At 69.1% G+C, this 23,546-nt stretch carries 25 protein-coding genes; 4 read left to right on the top strand and 21 right to left on the bottom strand.

Annotated features, from left to right (window positions below; translation table 11 throughout):
- Positions 1–114 precede the first annotated feature (114 nt).
- The 3 genes from GUY59_RS30455 to GUY59_RS30445 all read right to left on the bottom strand — a co-directional run bounded on the left by GUY59_RS30455 (position 115) and on the right by GUY59_RS30445 (position 4,586).
- Positions 115–3,306, bottom strand: coding sequence for a LamG-like jellyroll fold domain-containing protein (locus tag GUY59_RS30455; protein ID WP_252374870.1), 3,192 nt, complete (start codon positions 3,304–3,306; stop codon positions 115–117).
- Between the two features lie 273 nt (positions 3,307–3,579).
- On the bottom strand, positions 3,580–4,284 hold the full coding sequence (locus tag GUY59_RS30450; protein WP_132331981.1) for an alpha/beta hydrolase: 705 nt from the start codon (positions 4,282–4,284) through the stop codon (positions 3,580–3,582).
- Positions 4,285–4,295: 11 nt separating this feature from the next.
- On the bottom strand, positions 4,296–4,586 hold the full coding sequence (locus GUY59_RS30445) for an ATP/GTP-binding protein (protein ID WP_132331940.1): 291 nt from the start codon (positions 4,584–4,586) through the stop codon (positions 4,296–4,298).
- A 140-nt stretch (positions 4,587–4,726) separates the two neighbouring features.
- On the opposite strand from GUY59_RS30445, the gene nucS reads away from it, so the two are divergent.
- From nucS to GUY59_RS30430, 3 genes are all read left to right on the top strand, one after another.
- A complete protein-coding gene (gene nucS / locus GUY59_RS30440; RefSeq protein ID WP_138200059.1) occupies positions 4,727–5,389 on the top strand; it encodes an endonuclease NucS in 663 nt (220 codons plus the stop codon).
- Positions 5,390–5,618: 229 nt separating this feature from the next.
- Positions 5,619–7,091: an aldehyde dehydrogenase family protein gene (locus tag GUY59_RS30435; RefSeq protein WP_138200058.1), complete on the top strand. Its 1,473-nt coding sequence runs from the start codon at positions 5,619–5,621 to the stop codon at positions 7,089–7,091.
- A gap of 144 nt (positions 7,092–7,235) precedes the next feature.
- A complete protein-coding gene (locus tag GUY59_RS30430; RefSeq protein ID WP_236667650.1) occupies positions 7,236–7,778 on the top strand; it encodes a TetR/AcrR family transcriptional regulator in 543 nt (180 codons plus the stop codon).
- Between the two features lie 123 nt (positions 7,779–7,901).
- On the opposite strand, the gene GUY59_RS30425 is transcribed toward GUY59_RS30430, so the two are convergent.
- The 4 genes from GUY59_RS30425 to GUY59_RS30410 all read right to left on the bottom strand — a co-directional run bounded on the left by GUY59_RS30425 (position 7,902) and on the right by GUY59_RS30410 (position 11,446).
- On the bottom strand, positions 7,902–8,219 hold the full coding sequence (locus GUY59_RS30425; RefSeq protein WP_138200056.1) for an STAS domain-containing protein: 318 nt from the start codon (positions 8,217–8,219) through the stop codon (positions 7,902–7,904).
- A gap of 78 nt (positions 8,220–8,297) precedes the next feature.
- Positions 8,298–9,443 carry a sensor histidine kinase gene (locus GUY59_RS30420; protein WP_138200055.1) on the bottom strand — a complete coding sequence of 382 codons (1,146 nt, stop codon included), beginning with the start codon at positions 9,441–9,443 and terminating at the stop codon, positions 8,298–8,300.
- Complete coding sequence (locus tag GUY59_RS30415) at positions 9,444–10,553, bottom strand: ABC transporter permease (protein WP_138200054.1); 1,110 nt, start codon at positions 10,551–10,553, stop codon at positions 9,444–9,446.
- Entirely contained in the window at positions 10,550–11,446 is an 897-nt protein-coding gene (locus GUY59_RS30410; protein WP_138200053.1) for an ABC transporter ATP-binding protein, read from the bottom strand. The genes GUY59_RS30415 and GUY59_RS30410 overlap by 4 nt, the downstream gene beginning before the upstream one ends.
- Positions 11,447–11,577: 131 nt before the next feature.
- Here GUY59_RS30410 and GUY59_RS30405 point away from each other — a divergent pair, with 131 nt between their 5' ends.
- Positions 11,578–12,168 carry a cob(I)yrinic acid a,c-diamide adenosyltransferase gene (locus GUY59_RS30405; protein ID WP_138200052.1) on the top strand — a complete coding sequence of 197 codons (591 nt, stop codon included), beginning with the start codon at positions 11,578–11,580 and terminating at the stop codon, positions 12,166–12,168.
- A 28-nt stretch (positions 12,169–12,196) separates the two neighbouring features.
- Here GUY59_RS30405 and GUY59_RS30400 read toward each other — a convergent pair whose 3' ends face one another.
- The 14 genes from GUY59_RS30400 to GUY59_RS30335 all read right to left on the bottom strand — a co-directional run.
- Positions 12,197–12,577, bottom strand: a complete 381-nt coding sequence (locus GUY59_RS30400) for a DUF2550 family protein (protein WP_132331954.1) — start codon at positions 12,575–12,577, stop codon at positions 12,197–12,199.
- 31 nt (positions 12,578–12,608) lie between these two features.
- Positions 12,609–13,010: a F0F1 ATP synthase subunit epsilon gene (locus tag GUY59_RS30395; RefSeq protein WP_132331956.1), complete on the bottom strand. Its 402-nt coding sequence runs from the start codon at positions 13,008–13,010 to the stop codon at positions 12,609–12,611.
- A 98-nt stretch (positions 13,011–13,108) separates the two neighbouring features.
- A complete protein-coding gene (gene atpD, locus GUY59_RS30390; RefSeq protein ID WP_132331958.1) occupies positions 13,109–14,557 on the bottom strand; it encodes a F0F1 ATP synthase subunit beta in 1,449 nt (482 codons plus the stop codon).
- A gap of 1 nt (position 14,558) precedes the next feature.
- Positions 14,559–15,461, bottom strand: coding sequence for a F0F1 ATP synthase subunit gamma (locus GUY59_RS30385; RefSeq protein WP_138200051.1), 903 nt, complete (start codon positions 15,459–15,461; stop codon positions 14,559–14,561).
- 3 nt (positions 15,462–15,464) lie between these two features.
- Positions 15,465–17,111 carry a F0F1 ATP synthase subunit alpha gene (gene atpA, locus GUY59_RS30380; protein ID WP_138200050.1) on the bottom strand — a complete coding sequence of 549 codons (1,647 nt, stop codon included), beginning with the start codon at positions 17,109–17,111 and terminating at the stop codon, positions 15,465–15,467.
- A gap of 24 nt (positions 17,112–17,135) precedes the next feature.
- Positions 17,136–17,945 carry a F0F1 ATP synthase subunit delta gene (locus tag GUY59_RS30375; protein ID WP_138200049.1) on the bottom strand — a complete coding sequence of 270 codons (810 nt, stop codon included), beginning with the start codon at positions 17,943–17,945 and terminating at the stop codon, positions 17,136–17,138.
- Positions 17,945–18,496, bottom strand: coding sequence for a F0F1 ATP synthase subunit B (locus GUY59_RS30370; protein ID WP_132331965.1), 552 nt, complete (start codon positions 18,494–18,496; stop codon positions 17,945–17,947). The genes GUY59_RS30375 and GUY59_RS30370 overlap by 1 nt, the downstream gene beginning before the upstream one ends.
- A 29-nt stretch (positions 18,497–18,525) precedes the next feature.
- On the bottom strand, positions 18,526–18,765 hold the full coding sequence (gene atpE / locus GUY59_RS30365) for an ATP synthase F0 subunit C (RefSeq protein ID WP_138200048.1): 240 nt from the start codon (positions 18,763–18,765) through the stop codon (positions 18,526–18,528).
- Between the two features lie 69 nt (positions 18,766–18,834).
- Complete coding sequence (gene atpB, locus GUY59_RS30360) at positions 18,835–19,635, bottom strand: F0F1 ATP synthase subunit A (protein WP_330849231.1); 801 nt, start codon at positions 19,633–19,635, stop codon at positions 18,835–18,837.
- 67 nt (positions 19,636–19,702) lie between these two features.
- On the bottom strand, positions 19,703–19,918 hold the full coding sequence (locus GUY59_RS30355; protein ID WP_236667649.1) for an AtpZ/AtpI family protein: 216 nt from the start codon (positions 19,916–19,918) through the stop codon (positions 19,703–19,705).
- Between the two features lie 65 nt (positions 19,919–19,983).
- Positions 19,984–20,406, bottom strand: a complete 423-nt coding sequence (locus tag GUY59_RS30350) for a hypothetical protein (protein WP_138200047.1) — start codon at positions 20,404–20,406, stop codon at positions 19,984–19,986.
- Between the two features lie 130 nt (positions 20,407–20,536).
- On the bottom strand, positions 20,537–21,826 hold the full coding sequence (locus GUY59_RS30345) for a glycosyltransferase family 4 protein (protein ID WP_138200046.1): 1,290 nt from the start codon (positions 21,824–21,826) through the stop codon (positions 20,537–20,539).
- 57 nt (positions 21,827–21,883) lie between these two features.
- On the bottom strand, positions 21,884–23,149 hold the full coding sequence (glyA, locus tag GUY59_RS30340) for a serine hydroxymethyltransferase (protein ID WP_138200045.1): 1,266 nt from the start codon (positions 23,147–23,149) through the stop codon (positions 21,884–21,886).
- Positions 23,150–23,196: 47 nt separating this feature from the next.
- The coding region (locus tag GUY59_RS30335; protein WP_161714775.1) for a hypothetical protein at positions 23,197–23,546 on the bottom strand (350 nt) is incomplete at its 5' end.

Below are 23,546 nucleotides of genomic sequence, written 5' to 3'. Positions count from 1 at the left end.
CTGGGTTGTTGAAAACGATTCCAGCGGGATTCGGGCAGGTCTAACTCGCTCTGCGGGTCCATGATCTCTCCCAGTGAGGTGCTGCTAGGGGGGCTTACTGGGTCGGTCGGGGACTTACTGGGCAGCCAATTGAGCGATCTGCTCGGCGCTGAGCACACCGTCGTACGTGCGGACGTCGTCAAGGGCACCCGGCCAGTAGCCGGTGAGGACACCCGCGGTCCTGGTCCGGCCCAGATGCAGCGGGCCGGTGGCGTTCCAGGCACTGATGTGGTCGGTCACGGTGGTGGTGGACAGGCGGCCGTTGACGTAGATGCGCAGCTCACCGGCCAGGGAGTCGTACACGCCGGCCACGTGCGTCCACTCCAGGGGGACGGGAACGGCGTCCGAGCGGGTGCGTACGAGGGCGGCGTCGTCGGTGTCGGCGGCGGCCATGCCGAGGGCCCACCGCCCCTGGTCGAAGCCGAGCTGGAAACCGGCGGCGCGGCTGCCGGTCTGGGCCACGGCCGCGGCGGCGCGGGTGGGAAGGTAGTCGAGCTGGGTCCAGGCGGCGACGGTGAAGCCCGTCCTGGTGTTGACGGCCGGGGCGCTCGTCTGGGCGTGGCCGTCGACGCCGTCCAGCGCGAGCGCGCCGTCCAGCCACCCGTCCGTCCACGAGGCGGCTCCGGACAACGACGCGGCGGTCGCCCGGCCCGAGGAATCGGCGGCCGACGAGCCGGACCGCTCGTCCAGCCTCCAGTGGCCGACCAGCGTGGCAGCGCTGTTGACCAGATCGGCGACCTCGTCGGCGAACATGGCGCGGGCGTACACCCGCACCTCGTCGACGTCCCCATGCCAGTGGTCCGAAGCCGCCCCGCCGACCCTTCCGCGGCCGATCGTCAGGGGGCCTGTGGCGTTCCATGGTGGTGAGACGGCGACCGTGGACTCCAGCCTGCCGTTCACGTAGAGCGAGACCTGGCCGGCCGCCGTGTCGTGGACGCCGGTCAGGTGGGTCCACTCGCCGAGCCGGGGCGCGGCCTGCGACAGGGCCCGGGTCGCCGTCGCGCCGTCCGCGTCCGCGCCCGCCAGGCTCAGCGCCCAGCGGTTGTCGGCCTTGGCGTACTGCAGCGCGAACGCCCCCGTCCGGCCGCCCTCCTGGGTGACGGCCGTCGCGGAGCCGGCCGTGCCGGTCAGGCGGACCCAGGCGCTGACGGTGAAGTTGCGTGAGGTGTCGACGACAGGGCCGGACGTCTGGGCGTACGTGCCGGCCAGCGCCAGCGCCGAACCGGTCCTGCCGGACGTCCAGGTGGCCCCGTGCAGCGTCGCGGGGTGGGCCCCGGTGGCGTCGGCGGCCACGGCGCCCTGGCCGTCGTCCATCGTCCAGTGCCCGCTCGGCGACCTGCCGGTGTTGACGTTGAAGACGTAGGTGCGGATCGGGCCGAGGTGGCCGGCGCGGTCCTTGCTGCGCACCGCCAGCACGTTGGGGCCGCTGTGGCGCGGCGTGAGCACGATCGAGGCCGTGCCGTCAGCGGCGGGCCGCGTCTCCGCCTTGGGGGTCGTGTCGAGGCCCCACAGGTAGGCCGCGACGTCGGGGACTCCGTTCGGGGCGAACGCGAACGTACCTGGCAGGCCCACGCCGTCGCTCCAGCCGTTCTCCGTGTAGTCGGGCGAGGAGACCTGCGGCTCCTTGCCGGGGGCCGTGGCGTCCACGGTGGCCTCGCACCAGGGGCTCCACGCGCTGGTGGCCGTGCCGTCCTCGGCGCGCACCCGCCAGCGGATCAGCGCCCCGTCGGAGAACAGGCTGTTCGGGATGGTCGCGGAGAACGCGCCGCCCGACGAGCCCAGCGGGGTGACGAACTCGCCCGACTTCACCCCGCCGTCGTCGTACCACTCGAACCGGCCCCTGACCGAGTTGTCGGCGTCCGTCAGCTTGGCCCACAACTTGGGCGTGTCGGTGCCGATCACCGGGCGGCCGTCGCCGGAGACGCACGCGCCGCCCGGGTCCGACCACAGGTCCGCGGCCACGGGTGCGTCGGGCGCAGAGCTGTACTCGATGACCAGGCTCGGGTTGTTCCTGAACTTCTTCCAGGCGTACTGGTCGGTCTCGCTGGTCGCGCGCAGGCCGATGGTGACGTTGGGCCAGTTCTTGGCGGCGGCGTCGACCACCTGCGGGGTGACGTCGAACTCGACCCCGCCGGGCAGGCACTTCGGTCCCCAGCCCTTGGCGACGTTCTTCGTGTCCAGCTTGGTGACCCACTTGGGCTGCTTATTCCAGGTGGTGCTCTTGCTGATGGTGTTGGTCGCCCACGCCTCGACCTTGCGGGCGCTGCACGAGTACGACCACGTCTCGTACGTGCGCAGCGTGGCCTTGAGGATCTCCTTGCCGTGGATGGCCGAGCCGGTGTTCATCTGGAAGAACGAGCGGTTCTTCTGCGACTCGACGTGGCCCACCCTGGCGACGTCGCTGGAGTTGAGGTAGTTGGAGTTGGGCCAGTTGCTCCAGACGGCCGTCCAAGCGTTGCGGGCGGCGGAGAAGTACGGGTCGAGGTAGACGGGGAAGCGCGTCCCCGGATCCGTCAGCATGTCCCTGTCGGGCCTGAGCCGCAGCCGGCCGCCCGCCAGCCGCACGTCCATCGTCGCCTCCCTCGCCTCGGGCGAGCGGCCCTCCTTGAGCGCCTGCGGGCTCGTGATGCCCTCGGAGTCCCACATCTTCGGGGTGGGCGCGACGAAGATCGTGCCGTCGTTGTCGTCGACCGCCTCCAGGTTGCCCGCTTTGTCGGCCTTCAGCGACAGGCCCGAGACCGACAGCGGGAACGTCAGCTCGGTCAGCCCGGCCGCGGCGGCCCGCGACTTGACCACCAGGAGATGGGAGAACCCGTCCACGTCCGCGGTGACCTGGAGGTCCACGCCCGGCATGACCTCGGCGTAGGTGGCGGTGTCGCCCTGCAGCGTCGGCTTGGGCAGCGGGCCCGTCCACCCCAGCCGCATCGACTTGCCTCCGCGTGACAGGTCGGCCAGCGGGCCGCTGCCTCCGCCGGAGAACGTCATGCCGGCCGCCGTGGCGACCGGCTCGACCGCGCCGTCAGGGCGCACGCGGAGCGTCGTGTCGACGGGGACCCAGCGGTCGCCCTTGCGCACGCGTACGGGCCGGACGTGCATCTCCATGGTGAGCCTGCCGTCGGGCTGGGCGAACACCTGGCGGGTCTCACTGCGCATCGACCCGACCTCGACCGGTTCGCCCGCGCGCCGGGCCATCACGAGCGCGGCCCCCTCGGTCTCCGCGGGGACGTCCGCCCGGACGTTCTGCGTGACGTCCGAAGGGGCTGCCACCGGCAGCGGCTGCTGCTGCGCGGACGCCCCCTGAGGAACCACTAGGATCGTCGCCGATAACGCCGCTGCGGCCACTCCACGGATCACCCGCATACGTTCCTCGCCCACACTGAGCAGGGGTTACGCGCGGGACGAGAGCACCCGGCCTCCCCGATCTTCGGTTGACGATCGGATTCTCACCCCGGTTGATTCGATTGGTCCAGACTTCTGCTCATTCTGCTCAAAAAAATCTTCAGTGATCTTGCACACATGGAGGTATCCGCCAAGGCGGTCTCAGACCTCCGTCGGGAGCGGGCAGGCCCCCGGGTTCACCCGCCTGACGATCTCGTTCAGCGCGACGCGCACGTACGGCTCCCCCACCCACAGGTGCTTGGCCCCGTCGACCCCGACGACCTCAGCCTGCGGGACCCGGGCGAACCGCTCACGCGCCTCCTCGGGCCGCAGGTAGTCGTCGAACTCCGGCACCAGGGCGACCAGCGGCCGGCCGAACCTCGCCCAGGCGTCCAGGTCGTCGTCCGTGGCCCGGTGAAGCGGAGGCGAAAGCAGGATCGCGCCCTCTACCAGGGGATCGTGCGCCCACTTCAACGTCAGCTCGGTGCCGAACGACCAGCCGACCACCCACACGTGCGGCAGATCATGGAACTCGGCGTACTCAAGGGCCGCGGCGACGTCGAACCGCTCACCCTGGCCCCCGTCGAACGTGCCCTCAGAGGTGCCGCGCTCCGACGAGGTGCCGCGTGTGTTGAAGCGCAGCACCGCCAGGTCGGCGAGGGCCGGCAGCCGGTTGGCGGCCTTCTTGAAGACATGGCTGTCCATGAAACCGCCGTGAGTGGGCAGCGGATGCAGCGTGACAAGCGTGGCCGCGGGAGGCCGGTCTAAGGGCAGGGCCAGCTCGCCGACCAGGGTCAAGCCGTCGCCGGTGTGCAACTCGATGGGCTCTCGCCGGGCCGGCAGCACGGTCGCCGCGCGAATCTCCACCATGGGTCCTCTCAGTAACGGCTGCGGCCTGGGCCGCGGTCGAGTCTCTTACGCCAGCAGGCCTGGTGCCAGTGACGGCGTTCCTCGTCGCCGCCCGGCCAGGCCGGCCAGGCCACGATGTGCGGGGTGCCGCTGCGGATCTCCTGGTCGCAGCCCGGGCAACGGTAGTTTTTCGTGGAGGACGAGCCGGTCAGCATGCGCACTTTCCAGGAACCGTCGGGCCATTCCTCCACCTTGTCCAGGCCCGTCGGGAAGCCGAAAGGGCGGGAGGACTCCCTGCGGCGGGCACGACGCGGGCTCATCGGCGCGGAAAACCCCTCACGCCGGCGGCCGCCCCTGCTCTCGCCGTCGCAGCGGTGCCCGCCATCGTGCCGAGCCCGGCCACACCCACCCGTTCGAACGCCATGCGACCAGTTTTCCAGAGCCGCTAAGGTGGGGCGTCATGCGGTTGGTCATCGCGCGGTGCAGCGTGGATTATGTCGGACGGCTCACGGCCCACCTGCCGATGGCGCCGAGACTCGTGCTGATCAAGGCGGACGGCAGCGTGAGCATCCACGCCGACGACCGCGCCTTCAAGCCGCTCAACTGGATGAACCCGCCGTGCAAGCTCAAGGAGGACGGCGCGACCTGGACGGTCACCCACGGCAAGACCGGCGAGAAGCTCGTCCTCACCATGGAGGAGATCCTCCACGACTCCATCCACGAGCTGGGCGTCGACCCCGGGCTGATCAAGGACGGCGTGGAAGCCCACCTGCAGGAGCTGCTCGCCGAGCACATCACCACGCTGGGCGACGGCTACTCGCTGATCCGGCGCGAATACATGACGGCGATCGGGCCCGTCGACATCCTGTGCCGCGACGGGCTCGGAGCGACGGTGGCCGTCGAGATCAAACGCCGGGGCGAGATCGACGGCGTCGAACAACTGACCCGCTACCTCGAACTGCTCAACCGCGATCCCCTGTTGTCGCCCGTGCGCGGCATCTTCGCCGCACAGGAGATCAAACCCCAGGCGCGCGTCCTCGCCTCCGACCGCGGCATCGACTGCGTCACCCTCGACTACGACTCTCTCCGCGGCATCGAGCCCGAGAACCCGACCCTCTTCTGAATGCTGCTTCACGGCACCGCCGTGGCCGGCTTTCAGCTCCTTTACGGCACCGCCGTGGCCGGCCACCCGCCGCACTTCGGCTGACGGCCCTCCAGGAAACGGCCTCTGACCCTTCAGCGGTGACCCGCCGCTACGGCGCGCTCCGCGGGCCCTGTAAGTGGTGGCCTCCGGCCGCCAGCCCGCGCGGGTGATTGTGGTCAGTGGGTGGTGGGCGGTTTATGGTGACGCCATGGCGACGCTGACGTTCGACTCACTCAATCCGGCGACCGGCGAGACCGTCGGAACCCACCCCAACCAGGCTCCCGAGGCCGTGCGCCAGGCGGTGGGGCGGGCGGAGGAGGCCGCCCGGTGGTGGGCCGCGATCGGGGCGGCCGAGCGCAGGCGGCGGCTGCTCGACTACAAGGCGGTCGTCACGCGGGAGCTCAGGGCCCTGGCCCGGCTGGTGCACGAGGAGACGGGCAAACCGGTCGGCGACGCCACGCTGGAGCTCGTCCTCGCCATCACGCACCTCGACTGGGCCGCCCGCAACGCGGCGAAGGTGCTGGGCCGCCGCCGGGTCGCCACCGGCATGATCGGCCTCAACCTGACCGCCACCCTCGAATACCTGCCGCTGGGTGTGGTCGGCGTGATCGGCCCGTGGAACTACCCGGTGTTCACCCCGATGGGCTCCGTCGCCTACGCGCTGGCCGCGGGCAACGCGGTCGTGTTCAAGCCGAGCGAGCTCACCCCTGGCATCGGCGTGCGCCTGGCGGAGTTGTTCGAGGAGTCCGTGCCTGAGCACCCGGTGCTGCAGACCGTGACGGGGCTGGGCGAGACGGGGGCGGCGCTGGCCGCCGACCCGAGGGTGAAGAAGGTGGCGTTCACCGGCTCGACCGCCACGGCGAAGCGGGTCATGGCGGCCTGCGCCGAGAACCTCACGCCGATCGTGGCCGAGTGCGGCGGCAAGGACGCGTTCATCGTGGACGCCGACGCCGACCTGCGGGCCGCGGCCGACGCCTGCCTGTGGGGCGCGATGTCCAACGCGGGCCAGACCTGCGTGGGCGTCGAACGCGTCTACGTGGTCGACGCCGTCTATGACGGCTTCATGCGCGAGTTGTCCGAGCGGGTGGCGAACGTGCGGGCGGGCGAGCACTACGGTCCCATCACGATGCCCGGCCAGGTGGACATCATCAAGCGGCACATCGACGACGCGGCCAAGTCGGGGCGCCTGGTGGCCGGCGGCACGGGCGCCGTGCGGGCGCCGTACGTCGACCCGGTGATCGTGGAGGACGTGCCCGAGGACTCCCCCGCGGTGCGGGAGGAGACGTTCGGGCCGACCATCACCGTGCGGCGCACCCGAGACGCGCACGAGGCGCTGGAGCTGGCCAACGCCTCGGCCTACGGGCTGGGCGGCACGGTCTTCTCCAGGAACGCGCGGCGGGCGACGGAGCTGGCCCGCAGCATGCGTACGGGGATGACCGCCATCAACTCGGTGATCTCGTTCGCGGGGGTGCCGGCGTTGCCGTTCGGCGGGATGGGCGATTCGGGGTTCGGCCGGATCCACGGAGCCGACGGCCTGCGCGAGTTCGCCAGGCCCAAAGCGATCTCACGGCAGCGCTTCGCGATGCCCGGGATGAACCTGACATCGTTCTCACGGGGGCCCGCTGAACTTGAGCGGCTGATCAGGCTTGTCACGTTCTTGCACGGACGACGTAAGAGATAATCGCCGCGCTCTTTCCCAGGACCGATCATCCGTCCATAATTGTGTGCTCTGGGGGCCACGATCATGTTGGACGGGTGGAATGTGAACCGGTCTTACCGGGGAATGTCGGCTGAGCAAAGGCTGGCGGACAGACGAGAGCGGCTGATGACGGCCGCGTACACGCTATACGCGAAACCGGGTTTCGCGGCCACGACCATCGAAAGGTTGTGCTCGGAGGCGCGGATCTCGAACCGGGCCTTCTACGAATGTTTCGGCGGTCGCGAGGAGCTCCTTCAGGCGTTGCACGAACGCTGCGTCGAGGAAAGCCTGGCCGTGGTGGCCAAGGCGCTACAGGAGGCGCCCCCCACGCTGGCGGGCCGGGTCGAGGCGGGGATCCGCGCGTACGTCGAGTTCGCCACCGCCGACTGGCGCCGGGCCCGCATCATGCACGTCGAGGTGCGCAGATCGGGAGACGTGCTGGCCATGTCCCGCCAGCGGGCGGTGGACTCGTTCGCCAGGCTCGTGGAGGAGGCGTCCGCCGATTTCCCGCAGGCCACCCCGCTCAATCGACACTTAGTGGCGCTGGGCGTCATTGGCGGGCTGCAGGAGTTGCTCATCGAATGGCTGCTCTCCGACGACCAACCGACGATCGACGAACTCGTCACCGTCGCGGTGCACATCTTCAACCGCAGTCTCGGCCCGGGCTGACTCATATCCTTGCTCTTTAGCGCGACGATTCAGAGCGGTATCACGGACAGCCGTAATCTGTATTTTGTCTAAGCCAAGAAAGAGCGGGCAACGGCTGATCGTTGCCCGCTCCGATATGTCAGCTCAGGCCACCGCGGCAGCGGGAACCTCCACGTGCAGCACCCGATTCAGCCGGGTCACCGCGAGTATCCGCATGATCCGCGGGGGCACCCCCCGAAGAACGAGGCGACGTTGCACGCTCAGCGCGCGCCGATGCGCTCCCACGAGCACTCCGAGACCGGTCGCGTCGATCATCTCGAGCTTGGAGAGATCGAGGATCAGGTCGCCTTCACCGGTGTCGAGAGCCTTGTGCAGGTGCTCACGCACCCCTGCCGACGTTCCGGCGTCGAGCCGGGCCCCTATCCGCACCACCTGGGCTCTCGGATTCCCCCGGACGCGCATGTCACCTCCTCAGTCACGCCTGCGAGCAGGTCGCCGACCAGCGCGAACCGCGCCGGAGAGACCTCCCGCACACCTCTCCTACCCACGTATCGGAAGTGACACGACCGCGTTCAGCACGAACTCGCCATCACCCGCCGGCTGGGCGTTCACCGTCCCGCCGGCGGCGGCCAGCCGCTCCCGCAGACCCGCCAGGCCGCTCCCCAGGTCGCCGCCCGGGCGCTCGGCGACCCCGTCGTTGCGCACCTCCAGCTCCGCCTCGTCCTCGGTGAAGCGGATCGTGATGCGGCAGAACGTCGCGACGCTGTGCTTGAGCACGTTGGTCACCGCCTCGCGGACCGCGTAGGCGAAGGCCGGTGAAACCCCGTCAGGCAGCTCGCGGTGGGGCAGGCGCATCTCGCAGCGGACCCCCGCCGCTTCGAGTACTCCCTTAACGCTATTCAGCTCGGCGTCCAAGTCAAGCTCACGGTAGCCGCGCACCGCCTGGCGCAGCTCCCTGAGCGCCTTCCTGGTCAGCGTGTTGACCTCCACCATCTCGGCCCTGGCCGCGCCGGCGTCCTTGTCCGACAGCCGTACGGCGAGCTCGGTCTTGACCGCGATGGCCGACAGCTGGTGCCCCACGGTGGCGTGCAGGTCCCTGGAGACGCGCAGCCGCTCCTCGGCCAGCGCCAGCCGCGTGTGCGCGTCACGGCCCTCATGGGCCTCCATGGCCAGCCTCCAGATCAGCAGCCACACCCTGCCGGACGGTGGCAGGATGACGCACCAGAGACCGTAGAGCAGGGCGTAATAGCCGAACCCGCGATCGGCGAACATGCCGGCAGGCGCCGTGACCAGGGCCAGCGCGACACCGACCACCCAGGTCGCGGCCATCTGCAGGACGAGCGTGCGGGTGGAGACGCCGAGCATGGCGACGCTCAGCCAGGCCGTGAGCACGAAACCCCAGCCGATCGGGTCGGCCCCTCCCGCGCCGGCCGCGACCAACGCGAGAACCGCCGCCACCACCACCTGCCTGGTGGGGTAGCGGCGGTCCAGGATCGCGTCGGCCATGCGCAGGCAGAACCAGGTCAACCCGGCGGCGGCGAGCAGCGCAGGGCCGGCCCGCCACCACGACAGCACGCCCTCCACGTGCGCCTCCACGGACCGGACGGCGATGAGCACCCACATCATCAGCACGCCCGAGCCGATCATCACCCAGGTGAGCCGCCGCGCCCGCTTGATCGGATCCATCTACTTCGCGCGCAGCACGTCGCCGAGCTTGAGGCGGGCCCCCGTCCGCAGCACCGCACGCTCGTAGATCTTGGCCCCGAAGGCCAGCACCACGGGCACGGCCAGGAGCATCGCCCCCATGGACACGGCCACCTCCCACAGCGGCACCTCGGTCGCCGCCATCCGCACCGGCATGACCATGGACGAGAACGGCGGGATGTACGACACGACCGTGGCCAACGTGCCCGTCGCGTCGTTGGTCGCGTAGAAGGCGACCAAGTACGCGATCATGATGAGCATGGTCAGCGGCGTCAGCACCGACCCCACCTCCTCCTGCCGCGAGACCAGCGACCCGAAGGCCGCCGCCAGCGCGGCGAAGAAGAGGTAACCGAGCACGAACCACACCAGCACCGCCGCCACCAGTCCGGGAATGCCGGGCGGGAAGTCCGTGGCGATGCCCGAGGCCATCGCCGAGCCGAGCCCGACGACCAGGATCGTGACCATGTTGATCAGGCCCAGCGTGCCCAGCCCCACGATCTTGCCGCCGAGCAGTTGCCACGGCCGCACGGTGGAGAGCAGAATCTCGACGATCCTGCTGCCCTTCTCCTCCACCACGCCCATGGCCACCATCATGACCTGGCCTATGATCAGCATGAAGAGCACCAGGACGAGCACCACGGCGATGCCGGTGCGCGCCGACTCATACCGCGTGTCGGCGCCCACGGACTGCATCTGCAGCGGCGGGATGGAGACCCCGGCCGCGCCCAGCTTGACCTCCCGGTTCACGCTCTGCAGAAGCACGCCGAGCTCGCCGTCGATCTGACCGTCCGTCAGCACCTTGGTCCCGTTGACCAGCACCGCGTCCACGTCGCCGTCGACCACCGCCTGCGTCGCCGCGTTCTCGTCGGGGAACTGCCGCCACTCGAACTTCGTGTCCGGCGCGGCAGCCTGCAGCGGCAGCTGCTGGGAGTTGACGGTGCCCAGCGTGTACGAGTCCTCGCCGCCCAGCACCTTGGGAGCGAACGAGACCGCCGCCACCAGCACCGCCGTGATGAGCAGACCGATGACGAAACCCTTGGTCCGCAGCTGCGTCATGATCTCCCTGCGGGCGACCAGCATCAGTCCGTTCACGCCACGGCCTCCTTGAAGATGTCGGTGAGGCTCGGCTGCTCGGCCCCGAAGTGTTCGACGCGCCCGGCCTTCACGGCGCGGCGCAGAATCTCCTGGTCGTCGCCGCCGGTGCAGCGCAGAATGTGCCGGTCCCCGTCGACGGTGACCGTGCCCGGCAGCGCGTCCGCCCAGCCGGGCGCCGGGTCCCTGACGACCACGCGCAGCTCGCCGGCCTCGGCCGCCCGCAGGCCGGCCACCGTACCGGCGGCGACCATCCGTCCGGCCGAGACGATGCCCACGGAGTCGCACAGCCGCTCCACCAGCTCCAACTGGTGGCTGGAGAAGATCACCGGTACGCCGCCCCTGCACCGCTCCTGCAGCACCGTGGCCAGCGCGTCGACCGCGATCGGGTCGAGCCCGGAGAACGGCTCGTCCAGAATGAGCAGTTCGGGGTCGTGCACCAGGGCCACGGCGAGCTGCACCCGCTGCTGGTTGCCCAGGGAGAGGGCCTGCACCGCGTCGTTCCTGCGCTCGGTCAGCCCCAGCTGCTCCAGCAGGTCGTCGGTGGCCTTCTTGACGGCTGCCGCGCTCATCCCGTGCAGGCGGCCGAAGTACTCGATCTGCTCGCCGACCCGCATCTTCTGGTACAGGCCGCGCTCCTCCGGCATGTAGCCGAAGCGCCGCCGGTCGCCCGGGCCGATCGGCTCGCCCCGCAGGCTCACCGAGCCGGAGTCCGCCTGGAGCACGCCCATCACGATGCGCATCGTCGTGGTCTTGCCGGCGCCGTTCGCGCCGACGAACCCGAACATCTCGCCAGGCCGTACGGTGAAGCTGATCCCGTCCAAGGCGATCTTGGCGACCGGGGAGCCGGGGCTGCCCGCGAAACGCTTGCGCAGCTCGTTGATTTCGAGCATCAGGTCATCTCCTTCGTCATGGGGTCAATAGTGGCTTTCACCCGGGTTCTCGAACCAGTCGCCGAAATCACGGGCCCCATGTGGATCCCGCGTACGATGTCGATGACATTTGTCACGAGTACGCTGAGGCCATGACGCGCGCCGACAAGGACAAGCCGGTCGTCCTCTCCCGCATCTACACCCGCACGGGCGACGACGGCACCACCACGCTGAGCGACATGAGCCCGGCCCCGAAAACCGACCTCCGGCTCGCCGCCTACGCCGACGTGGAGGAGGCCAACGCCCACCTCGGGGTGGCGCTCTCGCACGGCACCCTGCCCGCGGACCTGGCGGAGGTGCTCGTACGCGTGCAGAACGAACTGTTCGACGTGGGGGCCGACCTGGCCACGCCGGTCGTGGCGAACCCCGACTTCCCGCCGCTGCGGGTGGAGCAGTCGTACATCGACTGGCTGGAGATGCAGTGCGACCGCTTCAACGCCGGCCTCAAGCCGCTGCGCAGCTTCATCCTGCCCGGCGGCGACCCCGCCACGGCGGCGCTGCACGTCGCGAGGGTCACGGTGCGCAGAGCCGAACGTACGGCCTGGACCGCGCTGCGGGCGCACGACGACATGAACGTGCTGACCGCGAAATACCTCAACCGGCTGTCGGACCTGCTCTTCATCGCCTGCCGGATAGCCCACGCGGGCAACGAGATCCTCTGGAAGCCCGGCGGCACCCGCTGAACACCACCGCCAGGCCCCAAGGGCAGGTTCAGGCGACGTCCAGGTAGGCGCTCGGCGGCGCAGACTCCAGCCAGGCGAGAAAGCCCGTCAGCGCGTCGGCGCTCATCGCGATGGACACGCCCCGCGTGCTACCACTGAGGTCCACCGCGAACATCCCGCCCTCGATCTCACGGCGGGGAGAAACGACGAGGCCGCGCCTCGCGATCGCGTGGCGCGGCCTCAGTCGCACACCCAGAAGCGGGATCCAGTGGAGCTCCCCGTCGGCGTAGCGGGCTACGCCGCTCTGCCAGGCCCGCTCCCCCACCCGGAGACGACAGGGCACGCTGCCGCGCGAGCGGGTCAGCGTGACCCAGCGCAGGACCACGAGGGCGGCGAACAGCACCAGGACCACTACAACCGTCGCCATCATGCCGCCCCCTGAGCCCCGTTTGGAATATGTGTTAAACCTCTTCGCCCGCCGCGCGCAGCCGAGCCCTGGCGCGCTTGGCCTCGATCGCGGCGTCGGCGTCCTCCTGATTGGCCTCGATCGAAGCCTGGGCCCGGTCGAGAGCGTCACGGGCAGCCGCGACGTCGACCTCGGAACCGAGCTCGGCCACCTCGGCGAGCACGGATACCTCGTCGTCGGCCACGGAGATGAAGCCTCCGTGCACGGCCGCCGCGAGATCGCCCTCGCCCTCACGCTTGATGCGCAGCACGCCGCCCTCGACGAGCACGCCGAGCACAGGTGCGTGTTGCGGCATAATACCGATCTCGCCGTCCACGGTCTTGGCAATCACCATGTCGGCCTCGCCCGACCAGATCTCACGCTCGGGTGAGACAACCCCTACGCGTAGCTTCGCCACTTGTGTAGGTTCCTTTCCGATCAGGTGGTGGCACGGCGGGCGGCCGTACCACCACCGTAGGTCCGGGCTCGCAGAGCTCGCCCTTCAACTGGGGCGATTTAGCGGCGCTCGAGTTCCTTGGCCTTGGCCACGGCCTGCTCGATGCCACCGACCATGAAGAACGCCTGCTCGGGGAGGTGGTCGTACTCGCCCGCGCACAGGCCCTTGAAGGAGGCGATGGTCTCGTCCAGCGGGACGGTCTCGCCCGGCTGGCCGGTGAACGCCTCGGCGGCGTACATCGGGTGCGACAGGAACCGCTCGATGCGGCGGGCCCGCTGCACGGTGACCTTGTCCTCCTCGGACAGCTCGTCGATGCCGAGGATCGCGATGATGTCCTGGAGCTCGCGGTATTTCTGCAGGATCCGCTTGGTCTCCTGGGCCACCCGGTAGTGCTCCTCGCCCAGGATCTGCGGGTCGAGGATCCGGGAAGAGGAGTCGAGCGGGTCCACCGCGGGGTAGATGCCCTTCTCCGAGATCGGCCGGGAGAGCACGGTCTGCGCGTCGAGGTGCGCGAACGCGTTGTGCGGGGCCGGGTCGGTGATGTCGTCGGCGGGCACGTAGATCGCCTGCATGGAGGTGATCGAGTGACCGCGCGTCGAGGTGATGCGCTCCTGGAGCACACCCATCTCGTCGGCCAGCGTGGGCTGGTAACCCACGGCGGACGGCATACGGCCGAGCAGGGTCGAGACCTCCGAACCGGCCTGCGTGAAGCGGAAGATGTTGTCGATGAAGAGCAACACGTCCTGCTTCTGCACGTCGCGGAAGTATTCGGCCATGGTCAGCGCCGACAGCGCCACGCGCAGCCGGGTGCCCGGCGGCTCGTCCATCTGGCCGAAGACGAGCGCGGTGTCCTTGAGGACGTCCGCCTCCTCCATCTCCAGCCAGAGGTCGTTGCCCTCACGGGTGCGCTCGCCCACTCCGGCGAAGCACGAGGTGCCGCCGAAGTTACGGGCGACGCGGCGGATCATCTCCTGGATGAGCACTGTCTTGCCCACGCCGGCGCCGCCGAACAGGCCGATCTTCCCGCCCTGCACGTAGGGCGTGAGCAGGTCGATGACCTTGATGCCGGTGACAAGCAGCTCGGTGCGAGACTCGAGCTGGTCGAAGGCCGGGGAGGGACGGTGGATGCCCCACCGCTCCTCGATCTTGAGCGACGCGGTGGGCACGTCGAGCGTCTCGCCCAGCGCGTTCCACACGTGGCCCTTGACGACGTCGCCGACCGGCACCGAGATCGGGCCGCCGGTGTCCTGCACCGCCTGGCCGCGGACCATGCCGTCGGTGGGCTGCATGGAGATGGCGCGCACGAGGTTGTCGCCCAGGTGCTGGGCCACCTCGAGGGTCAGGGTCCTGGTCTCGCCGCCGAGGGTCACCTCGACCTTGAGCGCGTTGTAGATCTCGGGCATCGCGTCGACGGGGAACTCCACGTCGACGACCGCGCCGGTGACACGTGCCACGCGGCCTGTGCCGGCCGCCGCGGCTTCCACAGTTTCAACAGCCTCTGCAGTCATTTCACTCTTTCCCCGCTGCGGCGTCAGCGAGCGCGTTGGCCCCACCGACGATCTCGCTGATTTCCTGGGTGATCTCCGCCTGGCGAGCCTGGTTCATCTCCTGGGTGAGCAGCCGCATCAGCTCGTTGGCGTTGTCGGTCGCGGACTTCATCGCGCGCCGCCGCGCGGCCTCCTCGGAGGCCGCCGACTGCAGCAGCGCCGTGAAGATCCGGGACTCGACGTAACGCGGCAGCAGCGACTCGAGAACGTCGCCCGCGGTCGGCTCGAACTCGAAGTAGGGCGGGATCGCGGTGGTCTCCGTCGCCTCGGTCTCCTCGACCTCGAGCGGCAGGACCCGCTTGACCACGACGTTCTGGGTCAGCATGGAGACGAACTCGGTCGAGACGATGTGGATCTCGTCGATCCCGTTGTCGTCCTTGAACGAGTCGATCAGCGTCTGCGCGATCTCCTTGGCGTCGGCGTAGGCCGGCTTCCTGGAGAAGCCGACCCATTGGCCGCCCATCTCACGCTGGCGGAAGGTGTGCCAGGTGACACCCTTGCGCCCGGTGACGAACGGCACGACCTCCAAGCCGCGGCCCTCCAGCAACCCGCGCAGGGCCTCGGCCTCGCGCAGGACGTTGGCGTTGAAGCCGCCGCAGAACCCGCTGTCGCTGGTGACGATGAGGACACCCGCCTTCACGGGGTTGTCCTTCGCCACGGTCAGCGGATGATCGACGCTGGCCGCGTTGCTGACGACGCCGGTGACGGCGCGAGTGATCTCACGCTCGTACGGCAGCGCCGCCTGCATCCGCTGCTGCGCCCTCACGATCCGTGAAGAGGCGATGAGCTCCTGGGCACGCGTGATCTTCGCGGTCGACTTGACCGAGTTGATCCGCCGCCGCAGCAGCCTTAGCTGGGCACCCATGACCTACTTCTCCGCCCGACGGACGACCTTCTTGATCTTTTCCTGGCCGACCTCTTCGGCCTCCAGCGGCGCCACCGGTTCGTCCTTGACCAGCAGCTCGCCCGAGGAGGTGGTGAAGCCCTTCTTGAACTCCGTGATGGCGTCCTTGAGAGCGGTCACCGTGTCGTCCGTGAGCTCGTTGGTCTCACGGATGGTGTCGAGGATGCCCTTGTGCGAGGACTGCAGGAAGTCGAGGAACTCCGTCTCGAAGCGCCGCACGTCGTCGACCGGCACCTCGTCGAGCTCGCCCGTGGTGCCGCCCCACACCGACACGACCTGCCGCTCGACGGGGAACGGTTCGTACTGTGGCTGCTTGAGCAGCTCCACCAGGCGCTGACCGCGTTCGAGCTGGGCCTTGGAGGCCGCGTCGAGGTCGGACGCGAACGCCGCGAAGGCCTCCAGGTCACGATACTGCGACAGCGACAGCTTCAGCGTGCCCGCGACCTTGCGCATGGCCTTGACCTGCGCGGAACCACCGACTCGGGACACCGAGATGCCGACGTTGATGGCCGGGCGCACACCCGCGTTGAACAGGTCGGTCTCGAGGAAGCACTGACCGTCGGTGATGGAGATAACGTTGGTCGGGATGAACGCCGACACGTCGTTGCCCTTGGTCTCGATGACCGGCAGGCCCGTCATCGAGCCGCCGCCCATGTCGTCGGAGAGCTTGGCGCAGCGCTCCAGAAGCCTCGAGTGGAGGTAGAAGACGTCGCCGGGGAAGGCCTCGCGGCCCGGCGGGCGACGCAGCAGCAGGGACACGGCGCGGTAGGCGTCGGCCTGCTTGGTCAGGTCGTCGAAGACGATCAGAACGTGCTTGCCCTGGTACATCCAGTGCTGGCCGATGGCCGAGCCGGTGTAGGGGGCAAGGTATTTGTACCCTGCGGGGTCGGAGGCGGGAGCGGCCACGATCGTGGTGTACTCCAGCGCGCCGGCCTCCTCCAGGCGGGCCTTGACCTGCGCGATCGTCGAGCCCTTCTGCCCGACCGCGACGTAGACGCAGCGCACCTGCTTCTCAGGGTCGCCGGACGCCCAGGCCTCGCGCTGGTTGAGGATCGTGTCGACCGCGATCGCGGTCTTGCCGGTGCCGCGGTCGCCGATGATCAGCTGGCGCTGGCCGCGGCCGATGGGCGTCATGGCGTCGATCGCCTTGATGCCGGTCTGCAGCGGCTGCTTCACCGGCTGCCGCTGGACCACCGAGGGGGCCTGCAGCTCGAGGGCCCGGGAGCCCTCGGCCTGGATGGCGCCCTTGCCGTCGAGCGGGTTGCCGAGGGGGTCGACCACGCGACCGAGGAAGTCGTCGCCGACGGGCACGGACAGGACCTCGCCCGTCCTGCGGACCGTCTGGCCCTCCTCGATGCCGCTGAATTGACCCAGAATAACGGCACCGATCTCGCGGGTGTCGAGGTTAAGTGCCAGGCCGCGCGTGCCGCCCTCGAACTCGAGCAGCTCGTTCGCCATCGCCGAGGGAAGGCCGGAGACATGGGCAATGCCGTCGCCGGCGTCGACGACGGTCCCGATCTCCTCGCGCGCGGCGCCTTCCGGTTCGTACGCCTGGACGAAGCGCTCAAGCGCGTCCCGGATCTCGTCCGGCCGGATCGTAAGCTCCGCCATCTCTACTCTGTCTCCCTATTCGCCTTAGCCGGCCAACCGGCGGCGGACTTCTTCGATTCGTCCCACAATGGTGGTGTCGATGATCTCGTCGCCGATGCGGACCGAGAACCCACCGAGCACTCGCTTGTCCACCTCGACGTTCAGGTGCACGTCACGGCCGTAGGAGGTGCTCAGATACGCCACGAGGCGCCGGCGCTGCGCGTCGGTCAGCTCGACCGCGGTGCGCACCACCGCCACCAGGCGCCGGCGCTGCTGTGCCACGAGGTGACCGACCTCTTCCAGGCCCGTCTCCAGGCTACGTCCTCGCGGGTGCAGCACCAGCTGGTTGATCAGGCGCAGGCTGGTCGGGGCCACCTTGCCGTCGAGCAGCCCGCGCAGCAGCTCCTGCTTGCCCGCCTCCGGCGCGCCCGCGTCGGTGAGGGCCCGGCGCAGCTCCGGGTTGGCGGCGACGATGCGGCCGAAGCGGAAGAGCTCGTCCTCCACCTCGTCGAGCCTGGACTGGCTCTCCGCTTCCGCGGCCGCGGCGGCCACGCCGAGCCGTTCGAGCACGTCGGCCAGGTCACCGGCGCGCGACCACCGGGCCGAGACCGCGGTCTCGACGGTGGCCAGCGCCGCCTCGCTGATCTTGCCGGTGAGCAGCGCGCGGATGGTGCCCGCCTTCTGCTCGCCCGACCTGGACGGGTCGGACAGGGCACGACGCAGGCCGTGCTCGCGGTCGAGCAGGTCCGCGACCGCGAACAGCTCGTCGGAGAGCGTGCCGAGGTCGGCACCGCCGGCGACCGCGTTGAACCGCTCCTCGACCTCGGCCAGCGACGTCCTGCTCAGGCCCCTCATTAACGCACCGCCTGCGCGTTGGAGCTTTCCAGCTCGTCAAGGAACCGGTCGACGATGCGGCTCTGCCGTGCCTCGTCCTCGAGCGACTCGCCGACGATACGGCCGGCGAGGTCGGTCGACAGGCGGCCGATCTCCGCGCGGAGCTGTGCGAAGGCCGCCTGGCGGTCCGCCTCGATCTGCGCGTGCGCGGCCTCGACGAGACGCCGGGCCTCGGCCTGGGCCTCCTCGCGGAGCTCGGCCTTGATCTGCGCGGCCTGCTCGCGAGCCTCCTCGCGCAGCCTGGCCGCCTCCTGCCTGGCCTCGGCCAGCTGGTCGCGGTATTCCTGCTGCAGGACCTGTGCCTGGGCCTGCGCTTCTTCCGCCCTCTTGATGCCGCCCTCGATGGCGTCCGTACGCTCGGCCAGCGTCTTCTGGATGCGCGGGACGAGGATCCTGCCGACGACGAAGAGAACGACGAGGAAGGAGAAGATGCCGACGACGAGCTCGTACGTGTGCGGGATGAGGGGATTGGCGCCCTCCTCCTGCGCGAGGAGCGTAGCTGCCATAGTCATGGATGCAGCCTTTCGTCAGGTGGGGAACGTCAGGCCACGCCGATGTTCTGGAAGATGAACGGCGCGACAAGACCGATCAGGGCAAGGGCCTCGGTGAGGACGAAGCCGAGGAGCATGTTCTGGCGAATCAGGCCGTACGCCTCCGGCTGGCGGGCGATGGCCTGCACGCCCTGACCGAAGATGATGCCGACGCCGATGCCGGGGCCGATGGCGGCGAGACCGTAACCGATGGCGGTGACGTTGCCGGAGACCTCAGCGAGAACGCTCATTACTGTTTCCTTTACTGGACGGCCGGTGAGCGGAGTCTCACCGGTCTGGCTTGTGCCGGTCTGTGCTACTCAGTGTTCCGGGTGCAGCGAGCCGCCGATGTACATCGCGGCCAGCATGGCGAAGAGGAACGCCTGCAGGTACTGGATGAAGATCTCCAGGCCCGTGAGCAGAATGGTCATCACCACGCCCACGACGCCGACGGGCGCACCGAGCGGGGTCAGCTTCTCGAACAGGAACCAGAAGCCCACCATGCTGAAGAAGGCCAGCAGCATGTGGCCCGCGAACATGTTCGCGAACAGTCGCACCGCGTGCGTGAAGGGCGCGATGATCATGTTCGACAGGAACTCGATCGGGGCCAGCAGGAAGTAGATCGGCTTGGGCAGGCCCGGAGGGAACATCATGTTCTTGAAGTAGCCGACGCCGCCCTGGTGCTTGATGCCGAGATAGACCTTGAGGCCGTAGATCACGAGGGCCAGCACGGCCGGGAAGGCGATGTGCGAGGCGACGGGGAACTGGAGCACCGGGACGACGCCCATGAGGTTCCAGACCAGCACCAGGAAGAACACGCTGACCAGCAGGCCCATCCACCGGTCGGCGTCCTTGCCCAGGAACGGCCGGGCGACCTGGTCGCGGACGAACATGTAGCCGAGCTCGACGGCGTTCTGGACGCCTCGCGGCACGAGCTTGGGCTTGGCGAAGGCCGCCCATGTCACACCGATCACGAGGACGGCGCTGAGCATGGCCAGCAGCACCGGCTTGGTGAACCAGTAGACCCCAGGAATGATGGGGGGCAGGTTGAACAGCTCTTCTGGCGTAGGCGCCCCGAATTGATCGCCAGCGGGAGCGAGGAGGACCGTCAGCGCATTCACGCGGCGTTCCCTTCAACGTCGTAGTGGATCACAAGAGTTTCCTCAGCGAAGTGGTTGCTGCTCCGGGCTAGCGACCGAACTTCCGGTAGACCAGGTAGCCTCCGAGCACAACCCCGAGGACCACGCCTATGGGGAAGAACGCGGACATGCCCAACCACCGGTCCAGCAACCATCCGAGGCCGCCGTAGATAGCCATCCCGGCGAGTAGTGAGCTGGGGACTGACCACATGGCGTCGGCGAAGTCGCGACCGTCGTTTTCTGGTCGGCGTTCCTGTGCGCTCATCGCGGGCCCGACGATAGCAGGCGAACAGAGGACTAGTCATATCGGACCCCGTCCGGGCAGGAGCGTCATGCGTCGCCCTTTCCCGGCGCGCCGGCCTCGGGGTCGACGTAGAGCATCTTGGTCTTCATGAAGGCGCGGACCTCGAAGCCCGTCCAGACGAGGGTGCCGACCACGACGGACCACGCGAAAGCCTGCGTGTTCCAGGCCGTGGTGTCACGGAAGGCGGACAGCACGGCCATGATGGCCAGGACCTTGACGAGATAGCTGACCATCGCGGCGATCGCCATCATCTGCGGGGAGACCCGGGCAGCGTAGGACACCACGACGACGCTGATGCTGAAGAAGATTCCGACGAGCAGGGCGCCCATGGCCGCGCCGAGCGCGCCCTTGCCGCCCGTCGACAGGAAAGCGACCAGCACGGCGACCACCCCGACCACAGAGGTCGGAATCGCGGCGCTTTTGAGGACGCGCACGTCATTGGCCTGCATCGGTGCTCCATCAGCCTGTTGTCAAGCGAGCGTTTGCTACCTCCAGAACCGGTAGGCCTGGAGTCCCTGCTCGTGAAAGATATCACAAGCTCACAGAAGACCGCTTTTACCTGCCGTTTCTAGTTCGCGATCACGAACGCCCTGGATGTGCGGGAATGACCGGATTGCCCTCGGCTGACGAGCGGCCCTGAGACGCCGGGCCGTCTCCGGGAGGCGGCATGCGCCGCCTGACCTGCGGTTCCGGCGGAACCGGCGGCATCGGGCCCGTGGGCGGACCGTCGTCGTCAGGGTCGTCACGCGACGCAGTGCGCGCCCCGCCCCTGCGCCGCCAGCGCGGCAGGGCCATCAGCACCAGAACGGCCAGCGCGAGCACGATGACCACGGGGAACAGCAGGACCGGCACGCCGATCGTGGACATGCCCACGATGCCGAAGGCGAACAGGAACGCCCAGGCGTACATGATGAGCACGGACCTGCGGTGCGAGTGGCCGATGTCCATCAGCCGGTGGTGCAGGTGACCGCGGTCGGGCGCGAACGGCGACAGACCGCGCGAGGTGCGCCGCACCACCGCGGTGATCAGGTCGACCAGCGGCAGCACCAGCACCGCCGCCGGCAGGAGCAGCGGCAGCAGCACCGGCACCTTGTTCATCCCCTCGATGATCGCCGGGTCGAGCGGCGTCACGGTGACGATCGACGAGGCGAGCACGAGCCCGATCAGCATGGCCCCCGTGTCGCCCATGAAAATCTTGGCCGGATGGAAGTTGTGCGGCAGAAACCCCAGGCACGCGCCGATGAGCACGGCGGCGATGGCGGCCGTCGTCGTGATGCGGCCGCCGCTGATCTCGTCGGCCAGAAAGATCGAATAGGCCCAGGTGGCCATGCCCGCGATGCACACGACCCCCGCCGCCAGGCCGTCGAGCCCGTCGACGAAGTTGACCGCGTTGATGGTCACGACCACCACCATGATGGTGATGACGGTGCTGAGTGTGTAGTCGAGGCTGGTGGAGCCGCCCCAGTCCTGCGGCAGCGGGATGTAGAGGAGCCGCAGGTCGAAGAAGACCAGCACGCCGGCCGCCGCGATCTGCCCGGCGAGCTTGACGAAGGCGTCCATGCCCCACCAGTCGTCGAGGAAGCCGGTGAGCGTGATGAGCCCGCCCGCGACGATCAGCGCCGTGACCGCGTCGCCGTCGGACTCCGCCAGCGCCGCGCCCGTGTGGGTGAGCCTGCTGGCCACGAGCAGCCCCACGACCAGACCGCCGTACATCGCCAGCCCGCCCAGCCTGGGCGTCGGCGTGGTGTGCACGTCGCGCTCGCGAACCTCGGGCATGGCGCCGATGCCGATGGCGAAGCGGCGCACGAGCGGCACCAGCAAGTAGGTCACCGCTGCCGAGATGAGCGCCATGAAGAGGTATTCGCGCACGAACCTAGTTTCCCGGATGCTCCGGCCCGCTGTGACCGGAAAACGACACAGACCCGCTCAAAATTCGCTGAGATATGGCTGATGAATGGCAAGAAGGCCCGCCACCCTTGCCCTGACCTCCTCCGCAGCGCCCGGATCACGCACGACCCTGGCCACCAGGGACCCCAACTCCTTCAGCTCCTCGGGCCCCATGCCCTGCGTCGTCACGCACGGCGTGCCGACTCTGATCCCCGACGTCACGGCCGGCGGCTCGGGATCGTACGGGATCGCGTTGCGGTTGAGCGTGATGCCCGCGGCCGCGCACCTCCGCTCCGCCTCCACGCCCGTCACCCCGGCCCCACGCAGGTCGACCAGCACCAGATGTGTGTCGGTGCCCCCGGACACGGCCCGCATGCCCTCCGCGTCCAGCGACTCCGCCAGCGCCTGCGCGTTCGCGATCACCTTCCTGGCGTAGCCCGCGAACTCCGGCCGCGCCGCCTCCGCGAACGCCACCGCCTTGGCCGCCACCACGTGCATGAGCGGCCCTCCCTGCACGAACGGGAACACCGCCCGGTCGATCCGGCCGGCCAGCTCCCGCGTGCACAGGATGGCGCCGCCGCGCGGCCCGCGCAGCGCCTTGTGCGTGGTGAAGGTCACGACGTCCGCGTACGGCACCGCCGACGGGATCGCGCCGCCCGCCATCAACCCGATCGGATGCGCCATGTCCGCCAGCAACCACGCCCCCACCTCGTCCGCGATGCCGCGGAACGCCGTGAAGTCGATCAGCCTCGGGTACGCCGTGGCGCCGCACACGATCAGCTTCGGCTGGTGCCGCAGCGCCAGGTCCCGCACCTCGTCGTAGTCGATGAGTTCGTTGTCACGACGCACACCGTACGACACGACGTCGAACCATCTTCCCGAGAAGTTCACCTTCGAGCCGTGCGTGAGATGGCCGCCGTGCGACAGCGCCATCGCCAGCATCGTGTCGCCCGGCTGGAGCAGCGCCGCGTAGGCGGCCAGGTTCGCCGAGGCGCCGGAGTGGGGCTGGACGTTGGCGTGCTCGGCGCCGAACAACCGGCACGCCCGCTCGATCGCCAGCCGCTCCGCCCGGTCGACGACCTCGCAACCGCCGTAATAGCGCCTGCCCGGATAGCCCTCGGCGTACTTGTTCGTCAGCGTCGAACCGAGCGCGGCCAGCACGGCTGGAGAGGCGAAATTCTCGCTCGCGATCAGCTGGATCCCGCCGCGCACACGTTCGAGCTCGTCCAGCAGAACCTGCGCGAGCTCGGGATCCTGCCTGCGCAGCAGCCCGAAGTCGGGACCGTAGTAGGGTTCCACACCCATTTTCCCACTGTACGACCTTCACGAAAGAAGATGCCCGCACTCCCCCGTCACTGGAACGCGTGCGGCGCGTTCGCCGTCGTCTGGACCCACCTCGGTGTGTCCGCGGCCTCATCACTGATCGCCGTCAACACGGCATGCCGGTAGGCCGACAGCCTGGTGCGCCACTCCCGGATGTCCTTGACGTAGCGCTCACCCACCGGGGCCTCCCACGTCTGCGGGCTCTTGGCCAGCGCGTACGCCTTGTCCAGGACCGTCTTGAGCTCCTCAAGCCGCGGCAGGACGGTGTTCCACGCGACGACCAAACGCTGGTAGTCGGGATTGAACTCCCAGGCCCGCTGCGGGTCGTCCAAAGGGCCCGTCGAGCTGATGGGCGGGGTCTCACCGTGCTGCCTGGGCT

It is taken from the genome of Nonomuraea sp. K271 (assembly GCF_009908215.1).
Lineage (GTDB): Bacteria > Actinomycetota > Actinomycetes > Streptosporangiales > Streptosporangiaceae > Nonomuraea > Nonomuraea longispora.
This window is presented reverse-complemented; position numbering and strand designations above follow the sequence as displayed.

What these genes read in the sequence shown, in the direction of transcription:
- GUY59_RS30445 (WP_132331940.1), bottom strand. Translation starts at nt 4,586, where the DNA reads ATGAGCCCGCGTCGTGCCCGCCGCAGGGAGTCCTCCCGCCCTTTCGGC.
- nucS (WP_138200059.1), top strand. Translation starts at nt 4,727, where the DNA reads ATGCGGTTGGTCATCGCGCGGTGCAGCGTGGATTATGTCGGACGGCTC.
- GUY59_RS30435 (WP_138200058.1), top strand. Translation starts at nt 5,619, where the DNA reads ATGGCGACGCTGACGTTCGACTCACTCAATCCGGCGACCGGCGAGACC.
- GUY59_RS30430 (WP_236667650.1), top strand. Translation starts at nt 7,236, where the DNA reads ATGACGGCCGCGTACACGCTATACGCGAAACCGGGTTTCGCGGCCACG.
- GUY59_RS30425 (WP_138200056.1), bottom strand. Translation starts at nt 8,219, where the DNA reads ATGCGCGTCCGGGGGAATCCGAGAGCCCAGGTGGTGCGGATAGGGGCC.
- GUY59_RS30420 (WP_138200055.1), bottom strand. Translation starts at nt 9,443, where the DNA reads ATGGATCCGATCAAGCGGGCGCGGCGGCTCACCTGGGTGATGATCGGC.
- GUY59_RS30410 (WP_138200053.1), bottom strand. Translation starts at nt 11,446, where the DNA reads ATGCTCGAAATCAACGAGCTGCGCAAGCGTTTCGCGGGCAGCCCCGGC.
- GUY59_RS30405 (WP_138200052.1), top strand. Translation starts at nt 11,578, where the DNA reads ATGACGCGCGCCGACAAGGACAAGCCGGTCGTCCTCTCCCGCATCTAC.
- GUY59_RS30400 (WP_132331954.1), bottom strand. Translation starts at nt 12,577, where the DNA reads ATGATGGCGACGGTTGTAGTGGTCCTGGTGCTGTTCGCCGCCCTCGTG.
- atpD (WP_132331958.1), bottom strand. Translation starts at nt 14,557, where the DNA reads ATGACTGCAGAGGCTGTTGAAACTGTGGAAGCCGCGGCGGCCGGCACA.
- GUY59_RS30385 (WP_138200051.1), bottom strand. Translation starts at nt 15,461, where the DNA reads ATGGGTGCCCAGCTAAGGCTGCTGCGGCGGCGGATCAACTCGGTCAAG.
- atpA (WP_138200050.1), bottom strand. Translation starts at nt 17,111, where the DNA reads ATGGCGGAGCTTACGATCCGGCCGGACGAGATCCGGGACGCGCTTGAG.
- GUY59_RS30375 (WP_138200049.1), bottom strand. Translation starts at nt 17,945, where the DNA reads ATGAGGGGCCTGAGCAGGACGTCGCTGGCCGAGGTCGAGGAGCGGTTC.
- GUY59_RS30370 (WP_132331965.1), bottom strand. Translation starts at nt 18,496, where the DNA reads ATGACTATGGCAGCTACGCTCCTCGCGCAGGAGGAGGGCGCCAATCCC.
- atpE (WP_138200048.1), bottom strand. Translation starts at nt 18,765, where the DNA reads ATGAGCGTTCTCGCTGAGGTCTCCGGCAACGTCACCGCCATCGGTTAC.
- GUY59_RS30355 (WP_236667649.1), bottom strand. Translation starts at nt 19,918, where the DNA reads ATGAGCGCACAGGAACGCCGACCAGAAAACGACGGTCGCGACTTCGCC.
- GUY59_RS30350 (WP_138200047.1), bottom strand. Translation starts at nt 20,406, where the DNA reads ATGCAGGCCAATGACGTGCGCGTCCTCAAAAGCGCCGCGATTCCGACC.
- glyA (WP_138200045.1), bottom strand. Translation starts at nt 23,149, where the DNA reads ATGGGTGTGGAACCCTACTACGGTCCCGACTTCGGGCTGCTGCGCAGG.